Here is a 13,090-nt window from a genome sequence, read left to right as displayed (position 1 = left end):
CCGACGTCCGCGCCTCGTTCGTCACTGGTGTTCCGTTTTTCGGCGAACCAGCTGCTCCACCCGCACTCCGGCCTCACCGTGGACGAGTGCGGCTTCGACGGAGGTGGCGGACGCGTGAGGATTCTTCGGCGACCACGGATGGAGGAGCCGAAGGTCTCCACCTCCGAACTGGAGCTGTTCGGTGGCCCGTTGCGCTACGACATGGGCTGGAGCAAACACGAGTACGCCCGCCTCGACCTCACGCTCTGGGGTGCCCTGAAGTCCCTGCCACGCCTGGTGGGACACACCATCGCCCTCGCCTGGCACACCGACCGGCGCTCACTGCTCGTCGTGGGCGCCACCGAGGTGGGCCAGGGCATCGCGGCCGCGCTGAAGCTGCTCGCGGTCAACGCCGCCCTGCACGCGGTGCTCGCGGCCGGAACCGATGTGCGCGGCCTGCGGCACGCACTGCCGGCGGGAGCCGTCCTCGTGGCGGTCAACAGCGTCAACGCCATCCTGGCGTCCTGGTCCACCTCGGCGGCGGGGAGCCTGGAGCCGAAGGTCGAACGCGCCGCGTCCGAGCAGTACTTGGCGGCCTGCGAGCGCGTCGAGATGGCGGCGATCGAGGACGGCGCGTTCCGCGAGTTGATCGACCGGGCACAGTACGGGGCGAACGAGGCGCGGCACATGATCGGATCGAGTGTCTCGGCGATCAACAGTGTGTTCTCGCTGATCGCCTCCGGCGGGGTGCTGCTCGCGCTCAACCCGGTGCTGCTGCCGATGCTGATCCTCATCGTGGCGCCGCGCGGCTGGGGCGTGATGCGGGTGGCCCAGCAGCGGTACTTCTCGACCATGACGTGGATCGAGCATCTGCGGGCGAGCCGCGTGCTGTCCAGCCTCCTGACCTCGGTCACGGCCGCGCTTGAGGTACGTGTGCACGGTGTGGGCGGCTTTCTGCTGCGCCACTTCCACCGGATGTCGCACACCGCGGAGTCCGAGCAGGAGCGCCTGGCGAAGGACAAGGCGCGTACGGAACTGGCCGCGTCCGCCCTGCAAGGGGTCGGCTATCTGCTGACGTTCCTGCTGATGATCGGGCTGTGCCTGTCGGGACACATGAGCGTGGCCGCCTTCGGCACCGCCGCGATGGCGCTCAACTCGGGCTCCGCCGGGATCGGCGCCCTGGTCAGCACCATGAGCCAGCTCCACGAGCAGTCCCTGTACGTGCACGATCTGGCCGACTTCCTCGTGAAGGCCGACGACTGGGCCATCCCGCAGGGCGGGCTCCCGCTGCCCGAGCGGCCCGGGAGCATCCGTCTGCACAAGGTGAGCTTCCGCTACCCCGGCCGCGACGAACCGGCGGTGAAGGACGTCTCCTTCACCATCCCGCTCGGCAGTGTCATCGCCCTGGTCGGGCCCAACGGCTCGGGCAAGTCGACGCTGGTGCGGCTGCTGTGCGGGCTGCACCTGCCCGGCGAGGGCCACATCCACTGGGACGGGGTCGACATCGCCGAGGCCGACCGGCACCAGCTGTTCGCTCACGTCAGCCTGCTCACGCAGAGCTTCGAACGCTGGCCGTTCACGGCCGCGGCCAACATCCGTATCGGCCAGCCCGGCCGGGAGGCCACCGACGACGAGCTGCACATCTCCGCCGAGTACGCGGGCGCGGACGGTGACATCGCGGCGCTCCCCCGCGGCATGAACACCCTGCTGGGCAAACAGTTCCGCGGCGGGAGCGACCTGTCGGGCGGCCAGTGGCAGAAGATCGGGCTTGCCCGCGCGCACTTTCGGGACGCCTGCATGATCATCGTGGACGAGCCGACGTCCGCGCTCGACCCGGACGCCGAGCAGCGCGCCTTCGACCAGATCCTCGGACTGGCGGGCCCCGACCGCATCATCGTCCTGGTCACGCACCGCATGGCGGCGGTCCGGCACGCCGACCGCATCTTCGTCCTGCACGAGGGCCGCCTGATCGAACAGGGCAGCCACACGGACCTGTTCGCCGCCGAGCCCACGAGCCGGTACGCGCACATGTACCGCCTCCAGGCGGAACAGTACGAACACCTCCCCCACCGCCCGGCGCCCGACGCCGACCGACCGGCCGTGCCGGAGCCGAACTGACGGTCAGGAACCCCCGTCCGCCGCACCGTCCTCCGCCAGCCGCGTGAGCCACTCGCGCAGCAGGATCTGCTCGGCCTCGCTGAGGACGTCCGCGTGGTCGGGCAGCGCGGCGCGCAGGGCGCGGGCCGCCGGTGCGGGGCCGGACTCCGTGGCGGAGAAGGTGGGTTCGGCACGGGTGACGGCGCCGACCATGGACTCGCGCAGGACGGTCAGCAGCGCCGGATCGCGGCGCTCCCACGGAGTGGCGTGCCACGTGATGACCGCGCCCTGCCCCGTGGCCTGAATGATCTGGGCGGCCAGCTCCTCGTCGACCCGCAGCCACCCTCCGGCCGCCAGCCGGCGCACCCGGCCCCGCAGGATCTCCAGACCCGCGCGGTGCGCCACGTCCGCGTCCCGGCCGGTGGACCTGTTCATCACCGCGAACAGTTCGGGGCGCGAGACCCCGAACTCCACGACCATGTCCCAGCCGCGGCGCAGTTCCTCCACCGGGTCCTCCGGCGCGGGGTCGAGCTGGGCCCGCTTGCTCTCCAGGAACTGCGCATAGCCGTGCTCGGCGACCGCTTCCAGGAGTCCGTCCTTGTCCCCGAAGAGTCGGTAGATCGCCGGCGGCTGCATCCCGGCCGCGGCGGCGACCGCGCGGGTGCTCACGGCGTCGGGCCCTCCGGCCTCCAGCAGCTCGACGGCCGCTTCGACGATGCGGCGGCGGGGGCTCTCTGCGGTGTCACGGGTAGGCATGTATCGATGATATCGATTTTTTGGTTCCATTGTTAGTTCCAGTGTTATCGTTGTTCTGATTCCATCGGAAACATCGGCAACAACGTTCGGAGAACCCCGTGATCATCGTGACCGGAGCCACCGGCAAGCTCGGCAGCCGCGTCGTCGAGCACCTCCTTCAGCGGATGCCCGCCGACCGCGTCGGCGTCAGCGTGCGCGACCCCCGCAAGGCCCAGGACCTCGCCGACCGCGGCGTGCGCGTACGGCAGGGCAGCTTCGACGACCCCGGCTCCCTGGTGCACGCCTTCGAGGGCGCCGAGCAGCTGCTTCTCGTCTCCCTCGACCGCGCCGGCGAGGAGTGCGTCGCGGGCCATCGGACCGCCATCGACGCCGCGGTGAAGGCCGGCGTCGGCCGCATCCTCTACACCAGCCAGATGGGCGCCGCACACGACTCGCGCTTCCAGCCGTGCCGCGACCACGCCAGGACCGAGGACCTCCTGCGCGCCACCGGCCTACCCTGGACCTCGCTGCGCAACGGCTTCTACGCCGCCAGCGCCCTCCAGTTCCTCGAGTCCTCACGCCACAGCGGAGACGCGGCCCTGCCCGCGGACGGCCCCGTCGCCTGGACGGGACATGACGACCTCGCCGAGGCCACCGCCGCGATCCTCACCGACGAGGGCCGGTTCGAAGGCCCCACCCCGGCGCTGACCGGGCCCGCGGCGCTCGACTTCGACGCCATCGCGGAGCTCGCGGCCGGGGCCGAAGGCCGTCCCTTCACCCGCACCGTCGTCCCCGACGACACCTTCCGCGAGCAGGCGCTCTCGCAGGGTGCCCCGGCCCCGGTCGCCGACCTGATGCTGAGCGTCTTCGAGGCGGCGCGAGGCGGGGAGTTCAGCACCGTCGACCCGACGCTCGCCGAGCTGATAGGCCGCGCGCCGACCGACTTCCGTACGCTGCTGGAGCACGCTTGGGCCGCGTAGGTGTCGACGGCCCTCCACACGGCCCCGAGGGCCCTCAACCGCCCGTGCTCTCCCGGACGATGAGCTCGTGCCCGACGACGTGATCGCGCGGCGGAGCCCCGGCCGGGCCGGCGATGCGGTCGAGGAGCAGGGCCACGGCCGCGCGGGCGATCTCCTTCTTGTCGGGGGCCACCGTCGTCAGGCTCGGCACGCTGAAGCGTGAGGCCTCGATGTCGTCGAAGCCGACCACGTCGAGGGTGCCCGGGACGCTCACCCGCCGCTCGTGCAGGGCCCGGAGTGCGCCCAGGGCGAGGTGGTCGTTGAGGCAGAGCAGGGCGTCGGGGCGCAGCTCCGAGTCGAGCAGCGTGGTCGCGGCGCGGGCGCCGTCGCGCCACTGGAAGGCGTCCACCGGAACGACCAGGCGGGCGTCGAAGGGGATTCCGGCCCCCTTCAGGGCCTCGCGACAGCCGTCGGTGCGCAGCCGGTCCGTGCCCTGCGGGCCGCGCACTCTGCCGCCGATGACGGCGATACGGCGGCGGCCCCGGGAGAGCAGGTGCGCGGTGGCCTCGCGTGCGGCCGCCACGTTGTCGAGGGCGACATGGTCCGTGCCGCCCTCGACGGGCCGCTCACCGAGCAGGACCACGGGGAAACCACGGTCGCGTCCCGCGAGGTCGCCTGGGTGCAGGGCGAGCGGGCTGAGCACGACACCATCGGTGAACCGGGCGTCGAAGCCGCGCAGCGCGTCCAGTTCACGCTCGCGCACCCCGCCGGTCCTGTGCAGCAGCACGGTCAGTCCGCGCCGGTCCGCCTCGGCCATGACGAGCCCCGCCAGTTCGGCGAAGTACGCGACGTCGAGCTCGGGCACGGCCAGGGTGATCATGCCGGTGCGGCCCTGGCGCAGCTGGCGGCCCGCGATGTTGACGCGGTAGCCGAGCGCGTCGATGGCCTCCTTCACCGCCTCGCGGGTCCGGTCCGACACCTGCTCGAAGTCGTTGATCACGTTGGAGACGGTCTTGGGCGAGACACCCGCGTACTCCGCAACGTCCTTGATCCTGGGCCTGGCCACCATGCCACTCACCCCTTCCGTCCGCCGCCCGTGAGCGTATCCGCACCGCCACTCCCGTTGGCCGACTCGCCGTCACAGTCGCCGCGTTGACACGCTTGTGCCCCTTCCCTACCGTCCAGAAGCCTGAGGACTTACATCGATGTAAGGAGTCGCTCATGCGCGCACGCCACCGTGCCGCTCTCGTCGCCGGTCTGGCCGCCGCGTTGATCGCGCTGTTCGCCGGTCTGGTCAGCGCGACGCAGTCCACCACGGAGAAGTCGGCACCGGCCTCCGCGCGCAAACCCACCTCGGCAGCGGCCGCATCGAGCAACTTCCGCAATCCGCTCAACTCCGGTCCTGACCCGTTCCTCTCCCACGCGAACGGCGCCTACCACCTCACCACCACCCAGGGCGGCAGCATCAAGATGTGGAGCTCGCCCTCCCTGGCCACACTGCTCGACGCCGACCCGAAGACGGTGTGGACGGACAGCGACGCCTCGCGCAACCAGCACATCTGGGCGCCGGAGTTCTACCGCTTCGGCGAGCGCTGGTACATGTACTACACGGCCGACGACGGCACGGACGAGCACCACCGCCTCTATGTCCTGGAGTCGCAGGGCGACGACCCGACCGGCCCGTACCACTTCAAGGCGAAGCTCACGCCGCCCAACCACGCGAACGACTTCGCCATCGACCCGGGCATCCTCCAGCACGACGGCAAGCTGTACCTCGCCTACAGCGGTCTCAACCCGTACCAGCACAACGGCCTCAACATCGCGCCGATGTCCAACCCCTACACCGTCTCGGGCGACGCGGTCGCCATCGACGGCGCGGGCGGCTGCCCCCAGGTCCGCGAGGGCCCGGAGTTCCTCAACCGCAACGGCCGTACGTGGATGACGTATTCGACCTGCGACACGGGCAAGCCCGACTACCAGGTGTGGATGATGTCGCTCGCGGACGGGGCGAACCCGCTCGTGCCCGGCAACTGGAAGCAGCACGACGGACCGGTCTTCAAGCGCGCGGACGACCGGGGTGTGTTCGGCCCCGGCCACCACGCCTTCTTCAAGTCGCCCGACGGCAAGGAGGACTGGCTGATCTACCACGCCAAGACCACGTCGACGAACACCTACAGCAACCGCACGACCCGCGCCCAGAAGATCGGCTGGAACGCCGACGGCAGCCCGAACCTCGGCACCCCGCTCGCCCTCGGCGCCACCCAGAACCTGCCCTCCGGCGACCCCGGCTCCGGCAACCACTGGATCAACGACGACGGCCGCTCCAGCGGTTCCGGCTCCGTGAAGTACACCGGCACATGGAACTCCGGTACGGGCTGCGGGACCCAGTGCTTCTGGAGCGACGACCACTGGAGCGACAAGGCGGGCAACACGGCGACGTACTCCTTCACCGGCACCCGGATCGCCCTGCTCTCCGTGAAGGACACCGGCAACGGCATCGCCGCGATCAGCGTCGACGGCGGCCCCGAGCAGCGCGTCGACTTCCACGGCCCGATCCGCACCGGCGAGACCCTCCAGTACCTCAGCCCCCGCCTCACCAACGGCCCGCACACCCTGAGGATCCGGGTGACCGGCGACCACAACGCGGACTCCTCGGGCGCGTTCGTGAGCGTGGACCGGGCGGAGGTGTACACGGACTGAGGCCGGGGCCAGGAGCCGCGCCCTCGCGTCACCGCGTCATGTCGTCACCCTGTGCGCCCGCCGCGCCCCCGGGTCGTCCAGCGCCGGCACCAGCCAGTCGAGGGCGGCCTGTCCGGTGCGTACGGGGTTGGTGAGCGTGCCGACGCCCTCGATGGTGATCGATACCGTGTCGCCTTCGGTCAGGGTGACGTCGAGGCCCGGCACGATGCCGGTGCCCGTCGACAGCACCGCGCCCTCGGGGAAGGGCTGGCAGTGCCACAGGTGGTCGACCAGGTCCTGGAGGGGGCGGTGGAAGGCGGCCGTGGTGGTCGTGCCCTCGAAGGCCACTCCCCCGTCCCGCCGTATCTGCATGCCGATCTTCAGCGCGGCGGCGTCCTGGACCTCCCATGCCGGGACGATGCCCGCGGACACCGCGGAGGCACCGGCGTAGATCTTCGCCTGCGGGAGGTAGAGGGGGTTGTCGCCCTCGATGGAGCGTGAGCTGACGTCGTTCACGACGACGTAACCGACCGTCTGCGCCTGGCGGTTGAGGACGAGGCCGAGTTCCGGCTCGGGGACGTTCAGCTCGGAGTCGTCGCGCACGGCGATGGGTTCGCCGTCCGTGACCACGCGCCACGGCTGCGACTTGAAGAACAGCTCGGGGCGCTCCGCGTCGTAGACCCGCTCGTACACCGACTGTTCGCTGCTCTCCTCCACCCGGGCGTCGCGTGAGCGTTCGTACGTGACGCCTGCCGCCCACAGTTCCATCAGGCCGTCCATCGGCGGCAGGAGCAGCACCGGGCCCACCACCGTCTCCGTGGGGCCCTCGACGCGGGCCCGCAGGTCGTCGAGCGGCAGTCGCAGCAGGTCCGCGATCCGGGGTCCTCCCGTGAAGGCCCGTACGGTGCCCGCCTCATCGGTGATCCCGGTGCGTACGGTGCCGTTCTCGTCAGCGAAGCGCACGATGTGTGTCATCGGCCGTCCCTTCTTCAGTCGTTGTGTTGTTCTTCTGTCCCACCCAGTGGAAGGTCGCCGCGACCAGCGCACCCGCGGCGGCGAGCACCGCGATGAGGTACAGGCCGCCGGTCTGCGAGCCCGTGCCCGCTTCGACCGCGCCCATCGCGTACGGGCCCACGAATCCGCCGAGGTTCCCGAAGCCCGAGATCAGCGGGATGGTTCCGGCTATCTGTACCCCGGCGAGGATCGTCGGCGGCACCGTCCAGAACACCGGCTGGGCGCCCAGGAATCCGAAGGCGGCCACGCACAGGGCGGCCACGGCGGGCACCGGCGGCAGCAGGACGCCGCCGAGCAGGCCGACGACCGTGAGGAGCAGCGCGAGGCGCAGCGGGCCGCGCCGGTCGCCGGTCCGGTCCGACCACCAGGGCAGGATCAGCACCCCGGCGAGCGCGAAGACCCAGGGCAGGGCGGACACGAAACCGATACCGACATCGCCCAGGCCGTCGATGCGGCCGACCAGTGCGGGCAGCCAGAACGTCACCCCGTACACGCTGATCTGGATCGCGAAGTACACGAACATCAGGCGCAGGACGCGGCTGTCGCGCAGGATTTCGACCGCCCGCTGCGGGGTGCCGGCGCCCTCGGCCGGGCGGTCGGCGGCGATCCGGTCGACGAGCAGCCGGCGCTCCTCGTCGGTCAGCCATGTCGCCTGCTCCGGGCGGTCGGTGAGCAGCCACGGGATGGCCAGCGCCATCACCACCGTCGGCGCACCCTCCAGGAGGAACATCCACTTCCAGCCGTCGATCCCGGCGAGGCCGTGCAGCCCGATGAGATAGCCGCCCAGCGGGTTGCCGATGATGCTGGACACGGCGACGGCCGACTGGAACACACCGGTGGCCTTCCCGCGGTCCGGGCCCGCGAACCAGTACGTGATGTAGAGGATCACGCCGGGGAAGAAGCCGGCCTCCGCGGCGCCGAGCAGGAAACGCAGGACGTAGAACGTGGTCGGGCTGCTGACCAGGGCCATGGCGCAGGACAACAGGCCCCAGACGAACATGAGTCCGGCGAGCCAGCGGCGCGCTCCGATGCGGTGCAGGGCGAGGTTCGAGGGCACGCCGAGGACCGCGTAGCCGACGAAGAAGATGCCGGCGCCGAGGCCGAAGGCGGCCGCGTCGATGCCGACGTCCGTCTCCAGGTGGCTCTTGACCAGCGCCACGTTCGTGCGGTCGAGGAAGCTCAGCACGAACATCACGAACAGCGGTGGCAGCAGGCGCCGTGACACCTTGCGGCGCACCCCCTGCACGGTGGTCGCTGTACTCATCGGACCTCCTGCGATCCAGAGACGGTGGGATGCCGGATGCCGCCAACGTGGCCAGACATCTGACCCGTGGACCGTAGTGATCGGGCAACTTCCTTGCAATACCTGGGATTTAAGAAATTGACCTCGCCGAAACGTCTGGTCACTGACGCAGACATCTGACATGTTGGGGCCGTGGCCGCGGCTGCCGACCGCGGCTCTCCCGTGCTCTGACAGGAGTGATTGCCGATGACCGCCCGTATCGTCGACGTCGAGACGATCGACGTCCGTTTCCCGACCTCCGCGTCGCTCGACGGCTCGGACGCGATGAACGACGCGCCGGACTACTCCGCGGCCTACGTGGTGCTGCGCGTGGACGGCGGGGACGAGCGCACCAACTCCCTTGAGGGGCACGGGTTCACGTTCACCATCGGGCGCGGCAACGACCTCGCCGTGCACGCCGCGCGGGCGATCGGCGAACGGGCGGTCGGGATGTCCGTGGACGAGATCGTCGGCGATCTGGGCGCCTTCTCCCGCCATCTGCTCGGCGACAGCCAACTGCGCTGGCTCGGCCCGGACAAGGGCGCCATCCACCTGGGTACGGCCGCGGTCGTCAACGCCGCCTGGGATCTGGCCGGCAAGCTGGCGGGCAAGCCGGTGTGGAAGCTGCTGGCCGACATGTCACCGCGGCAGATCGTGGACCTGGTCGACTGGCGCTACCTCAAGGACGCCCTGACACCCGAGGCGGCGCTCGCCCTGCTGGAGTCGCGGGCCGCCGGCCGCGCCGAACGCGAGGCCCAGGTTAGGGAGTTGGGCTACCCCGCGTACACCACGAGCGCGGGCTGGCTCGGCTACGACGACGCCAAGCTCGCCCGACTGTGCCAGGAGGCCGTCGACGCGGGCTGGGACTCCGTGAAGCTCAAGGTCGGCGCCGACCTTGACGACGACGTGCGGCGCTGCCGGATCGCCCGCGACATCATCGGCCCGGACCGGCGCCTGATGATCGACGCCAACCAGACCCTGGGCGTCGCCGAGGCGGTCGAATGGGCCAAGGCGCTCGCCCAGTTCGACATCTGGTGGTTCGAGGAGCCGACCAGCCCCGACGACATCCTCGGCCACGCCGCCATCGCCCGCGCCATCGCGCCCACGCACGTGGCCACCGGCGAACACGCCCACAACGCCGTGATGTTCAAGCAGTTCCTGCAGGCCGACGCGATCGGCATCTGCCAGATCGACGCCTGTCGGCTCGGCGGCGTCAACGAGGCGGTCGCCGCGCTGCTGCTGGCCGCGGCGCACGACGTCCCGGTCTGCCCGCACGCGGGCGGCGTCGGCCTGTGCGAGCTGGTCCAGCACCTGTCGATCTTCGACTACGTGGCGGTCAGCGGCTCCATGAACGACCGCGTGGTGGAGTACGTCGACCACCTCCACGAGCACTTCCACGACCCGGTCCGCATCCGCGGCTCCCGCTACCTGGTGCCCGAGGCCCCCGGCTACAGCGCGCAGATCCGCCGCGAGACGCTGGCCGAGTACCGCTTCCCCGACGGCCCGCGGTGGAGCGGCCCCCGGATGGCATCCTGAGCCCATGCCCATCACACCCACCACAGCGGCAGCGGACAGCTCCGGTGACGCCGCGGGCAGTGTCGTCGACGTGGCGATCCACCGCCTGAAGAAGCGCATCGAGACGGGCGAGTTCAGCCCCGGGCACCGGCTCCCGCCGGAGACCGTCCTCGCCCACGAGCTGGAGCTGTCCCGCCCGTCCCTGCGCGAGGCGGTACGGGCCCTCGCCATGGCCGGAGTGCTCGAAGTGCGGCGCGGCGACGGCACGTTCGTCACCGATCTGCGCCCGGACCGTCTCGTACGGGCGGCGGTCGGCTTCCTCGACCTCGCGGGCGACACCGGGCTCGACGAGATGCTGGAGTGCCGCAAGGTCATGGAACCGGGTGCCACCGCCCTGGCGGCGACCCGCATCGACACCGCCACCCTGGACCGGCTCCAGGAACGCATCGAGCGGATGCGCACCCTCCAGGACGCCGAGGAACTCGTCCGCGAGGACCTGGCGTTCCACACCGACATCGTGGCGGCCACGGGCAACGCCACGCTGGTCTCCCTCCTGGAGACGGTCGCCCAGCGCACCGCCAGGGCCCGCATCTGGCGGGCCCTGGTCAAGTGCGACGTCGTCACGTGGACGCACGAGCAGCACCTGGACATCTACCGCGCGCTGCGCGCCCACGACTCCCTGAGCGCCTTCGCGGCGGCCCACCGGCATGTCACCGATGTGGACACGTGGGTGCGGGAGCGGCTGGATGCGATCCGGGAGCCGGCCTGACACCTCCGCCGCACGCAGTGTGCGCCTACGGAAGTGTCACCCCGCGGAGGAACAGGTCGCGGCCCGGGCAGGTCGTCGTGCCCGGGTACAACGCGTGCAGCGGCGCGTGGACCGGCGGCTCCAGGGCGATGACCTGCGCCTTGCCGCCTGCGACGACGCCGGGTGGTGCGGTGACGAAGGCGAGGCGGCGGGTGCCGATGACCGCGGTGACCGGCGGCGTGCCCTGGCGGTCGGTGCGCTCGACGCGCGGGTCGAACCCGGCGTGGCGGCAGTGGGCGACGAGCAGGTCCGTGTAGCCGGACCGGCCGGGTGTCCCCCACATCATGAAGTGCTCGCCCGCAAGGTCGGGCAGGCTCACGGTGGTCCGCTCGGCGAGGGGGTGGTCGGCGGCGACGGCGATGTGCAGCCGCTGCTCCCCCAGGGTCGTACGGGTAAGGCCGTGTGCCGGAGCCATGCCCCGGCACAGCCCGATGTCGAGGTCCCCGGCGAGCAGCGCGGTCGTCAGCTCGTCGGGGTAGCGCTGGTGCACCTCGGGGACGACGTCCGGGTGGGCGTCGGTCAGCGGGGCGAGCAGGGTGACCACCTCCTCGCCGGTCACCGCCGGGGTGTATCCGATGCGCAGCGGTTCGGTGTCGCCGCGCCCGATGTGCCGGGCGCGGCGCAGGGCGGAGCGCACCGCGCCGTTCAGCACACGGGCGTCCTCGACGAGCGCCTGCCCGGCGGGCAGGACGGTGATGCCGGCGCTGCCGCGCTCCAACAGGGGTACTCCCACCTCGCGTTCGAGGACGCGGATGGACGTCGACACGGCCTGCTGCGACAGGTGCAGTCGGGCCGCGGCGCGGGTGACACTGCCTTCCTCCACGACAGCGACCAGGTGCTCGAGCTTGTTCAGGTCCAGGGCCATGTCACTGTCCTACGGCATGGCGGTGTCGACCGCGTGGATTGTTCAGGCCTGGCCCGTCTCGAAGCGGCCGACCCGGCCGTCGGTCACGGTGAAGGTCCATCGCGTACGCATGCTGCCCCACGTGCTGTTGGTGAAGACGGCGGTCAGGGTTCTGCCGTCGTCCGACACGTCGTCGACGTCCATGCGTCCGTCGGCCGAGAAGATCTCGCGGTCCACCCATGCGGCCAGGTCGCGTTCCGTGCCGTCGTCGGACATCGTGGCGTCGTCGCTGAGCGCGGCGAAGAACGCGTCCTTGTCACCGGAGTTCACCGCGGAGATGAACGCGGCCACCGCCGGGTCCGTCGATTGAGCGGTCATCGCTTCCTCCTGGGGATGGTTCAGCGGGTGGTGTAGCCGCCGTTGGCGAACAGGGTCTGCCCGGTGATCCACCAGCCGGCCGTGGCCAGGAAGGTGATGAGCGGGACGATGTCCTCGATGTGGGTGAGCTGGTTGCCCATCGCCTGCGACTTGTGGAACTCGACGCGCTCCGGGGTCTCCTGCGGGTAGAAGAACGGGGTGTCCATCGGCCCGGGAGCCACCGTGTTCACCGAGATGTGCCGGTCGGCGAACTCCTTGGAGGCCGCCCGGGTGAAGTGCTCCAGGGGCGCCTTGCCGCCGGCGTACGTCGAGTAGCCGTCGGTGTACGCGGCCAGCAGCGACGTCCCCAGGCTGACGATCTTGCCATGGTCGTTCAGGCGTCGCCCGGCCTCCTGGATGAAGAAGTAGGCCGCCTTGGCGTTGATGCCGAACATGCGGTCGTACTCGTCCTCGGTGGTTTCCAGGATCGGCTTGCGCAGCACCATTCCGGTGGTGTTCACGGCGATGTCGACCCCGCCGTAGGTGTCCACGGCGACGTCGAAGAGGCGCCGCACGTCCGCCACCCGGGTCAGGTCGCCCTGGACGGCGACCGCCTGGCCGCCCGCTTCCCTGATCGCCTTCACCGTCTGCTCGGCGTCGTCCTCACCGGTGTGGAAGTGGACGACGACCTTCGCTCCCGCCTCGGCGAACGTCCTGCTGGTCAGTCCGCCCAGGTTCTTCTCTCCTCCGCCGATGACGGCGACCTTGTCGCGCAGCGTGTACTCGGTCATGCTCAGCACTCCCTCGCGTCCTGCCGGTGT

The 13,090-nt window shown here is 70.8% G+C and carries 12 protein-coding genes; 5 read left to right on the top strand and 7 right to left on the bottom strand.

The annotated features are described in order from the left end of the window. Positions 1-114: 114 nt before the first annotated feature. On the top strand, positions 115-2,097 hold the full coding sequence (locus tag ACNYS0_RS40560) for an ABC transporter ATP-binding protein (RefSeq protein WP_422481554.1): 1,983 nt from the start codon (positions 115-117) through the stop codon (positions 2,095-2,097). A 3-nt stretch (positions 2,098-2,100) separates the two neighbouring features. Here the strand turns inward: ACNYS0_RS40560 and ACNYS0_RS40555 are convergent, their stop codons facing one another. After that, positions 2,101-2,832, bottom strand: coding sequence for a TetR/AcrR family transcriptional regulator (locus ACNYS0_RS40555; protein ID WP_422481552.1), 732 nt, complete (start codon positions 2,830-2,832; stop codon positions 2,101-2,103). Positions 2,833-2,930: 98 nt separating this feature from the next. Between ACNYS0_RS40555 and ACNYS0_RS40550 the strand changes: the two genes are divergently transcribed. Then, complete coding sequence (locus ACNYS0_RS40550) at positions 2,931-3,791, top strand: SDR family oxidoreductase (protein WP_422481550.1); 861 nt, start codon at positions 2,931-2,933, stop codon at positions 3,789-3,791. A 34-nt stretch (positions 3,792-3,825) separates the two neighbouring features. Here ACNYS0_RS40550 and ACNYS0_RS40545 read toward each other — a convergent pair whose 3' ends face one another. Continuing rightward, positions 3,826-4,836, bottom strand: a complete 1,011-nt coding sequence (locus ACNYS0_RS40545) for a LacI family DNA-binding transcriptional regulator (RefSeq protein ID WP_422482901.1) — start codon at positions 4,834-4,836, stop codon at positions 3,826-3,828. 155 nt (positions 4,837-4,991) lie between these two features. On the opposite strand from ACNYS0_RS40545, the gene ACNYS0_RS40540 reads away from it, so the two are divergent. Further along, on the top strand, positions 4,992-6,470 hold the full coding sequence (locus ACNYS0_RS40540; RefSeq protein WP_422481548.1) for a glycoside hydrolase family 43 protein: 1,479 nt from the start codon (positions 4,992-4,994) through the stop codon (positions 6,468-6,470). Positions 6,471-6,506: 36 nt separating this feature from the next. On the opposite strand, the gene ACNYS0_RS40535 is transcribed toward ACNYS0_RS40540, so the two are convergent. Then, complete coding sequence (locus tag ACNYS0_RS40535; RefSeq protein WP_422481546.1) at positions 6,507-7,424, bottom strand: fumarylacetoacetate hydrolase family protein; 918 nt, start codon at positions 7,422-7,424, stop codon at positions 6,507-6,509. Beyond that, on the bottom strand, positions 7,399-8,727 hold the full coding sequence (locus ACNYS0_RS40530) for an MFS transporter (RefSeq protein WP_422481544.1): 1,329 nt from the start codon (positions 8,725-8,727) through the stop codon (positions 7,399-7,401). The genes ACNYS0_RS40535 and ACNYS0_RS40530 overlap by 26 nt, the downstream gene beginning before the upstream one ends. A gap of 225 nt (positions 8,728-8,952) precedes the next feature. On the opposite strand from ACNYS0_RS40530, the gene ACNYS0_RS40525 reads away from it, so the two are divergent. Together ACNYS0_RS40525 and ACNYS0_RS40520 are read left to right on the top strand one after the other, a co-directional pair. Continuing rightward, positions 8,953-10,281, top strand: coding sequence for an enolase C-terminal domain-like protein (locus tag ACNYS0_RS40525; protein ID WP_422481542.1), 1,329 nt, complete (start codon positions 8,953-8,955; stop codon positions 10,279-10,281). A 4-nt stretch (positions 10,282-10,285) separates the two neighbouring features. Continuing rightward, complete coding sequence (locus tag ACNYS0_RS40520) at positions 10,286-11,029, top strand: FadR/GntR family transcriptional regulator (protein WP_422481540.1); 744 nt, start codon at positions 10,286-10,288, stop codon at positions 11,027-11,029. Between the two features lie 25 nt (positions 11,030-11,054). Here the strand turns inward: ACNYS0_RS40520 and ACNYS0_RS40515 are convergent, their stop codons facing one another. From ACNYS0_RS40515 to ACNYS0_RS40505, 3 genes are read right to left on the bottom strand one after another with little or no spacing between them, the layout of a single operon-like run. After that, entirely contained in the window at positions 11,055-11,933 is an 879-nt protein-coding gene (locus tag ACNYS0_RS40515; RefSeq protein ID WP_422481538.1) for a LysR family transcriptional regulator, read from the bottom strand. Between the two features lie 42 nt (positions 11,934-11,975). Further along, a complete protein-coding gene (locus ACNYS0_RS40510; RefSeq protein ID WP_422481536.1) occupies positions 11,976-12,290 on the bottom strand; it encodes a nuclear transport factor 2 family protein in 315 nt (104 codons plus the stop codon). 20 nt (positions 12,291-12,310) lie between these two features. After that, the gene (locus ACNYS0_RS40505) at positions 12,311-13,060 is read right to left on the bottom strand and encodes an SDR family oxidoreductase (protein WP_422481534.1); all 750 of its coding nucleotides are present in this window, start codon (positions 13,058-13,060) and stop codon (positions 12,311-12,313) included. Positions 13,061-13,090 lie beyond the last annotated feature (30 nt).

It is taken from the genome of Streptomyces anthophorae, from assembly GCF_049310305.1.
Lineage (GTDB): Bacteria > Actinomycetota > Actinomycetes > Streptomycetales > Streptomycetaceae > Streptomyces.
This window is presented reverse-complemented; position numbering and strand designations above follow the sequence as displayed.

Excerpts from the sequence above, each read along its gene's own strand:
- ACNYS0_RS40555 (WP_422481552.1), bottom strand. The coding sequence starts at position 2,832 with ATGCCTACCCGTGACACCGCAGAGAGCCCCCGCCGCCGCATCGTCGAA.
- ACNYS0_RS40535 (WP_422481546.1), bottom strand. The coding sequence starts at position 7,424 with ATGACACACATCGTGCGCTTCGCTGACGAGAACGGCACCGTACGCACC.
- ACNYS0_RS40505 (WP_422481534.1), bottom strand. The coding sequence starts at position 13,060 with ATGACCGAGTACACGCTGCGCGACAAGGTCGCCGTCATCGGCGGAGGA.
- ACNYS0_RS40540 (WP_422481548.1), top strand. The coding sequence starts at position 4,992 with ATGCGCGCACGCCACCGTGCCGCTCTCGTCGCCGGTCTGGCCGCCGCG.
- ACNYS0_RS40525 (WP_422481542.1), top strand. The coding sequence starts at position 8,953 with ATGACCGCCCGTATCGTCGACGTCGAGACGATCGACGTCCGTTTCCCG.
- ACNYS0_RS40530 (WP_422481544.1), bottom strand. The coding sequence starts at position 8,727 with ATGAGTACAGCGACCACCGTGCAGGGGGTGCGCCGCAAGGTGTCACGG.
- ACNYS0_RS40520 (WP_422481540.1), top strand. The coding sequence starts at position 10,286 with ATGCCCATCACACCCACCACAGCGGCAGCGGACAGCTCCGGTGACGCC.
- ACNYS0_RS40515 (WP_422481538.1), bottom strand. The coding sequence starts at position 11,933 with ATGGCCCTGGACCTGAACAAGCTCGAGCACCTGGTCGCTGTCGTGGAG.
- ACNYS0_RS40510 (WP_422481536.1), bottom strand. The coding sequence starts at position 12,290 with ATGACCGCTCAATCGACGGACCCGGCGGTGGCCGCGTTCATCTCCGCG.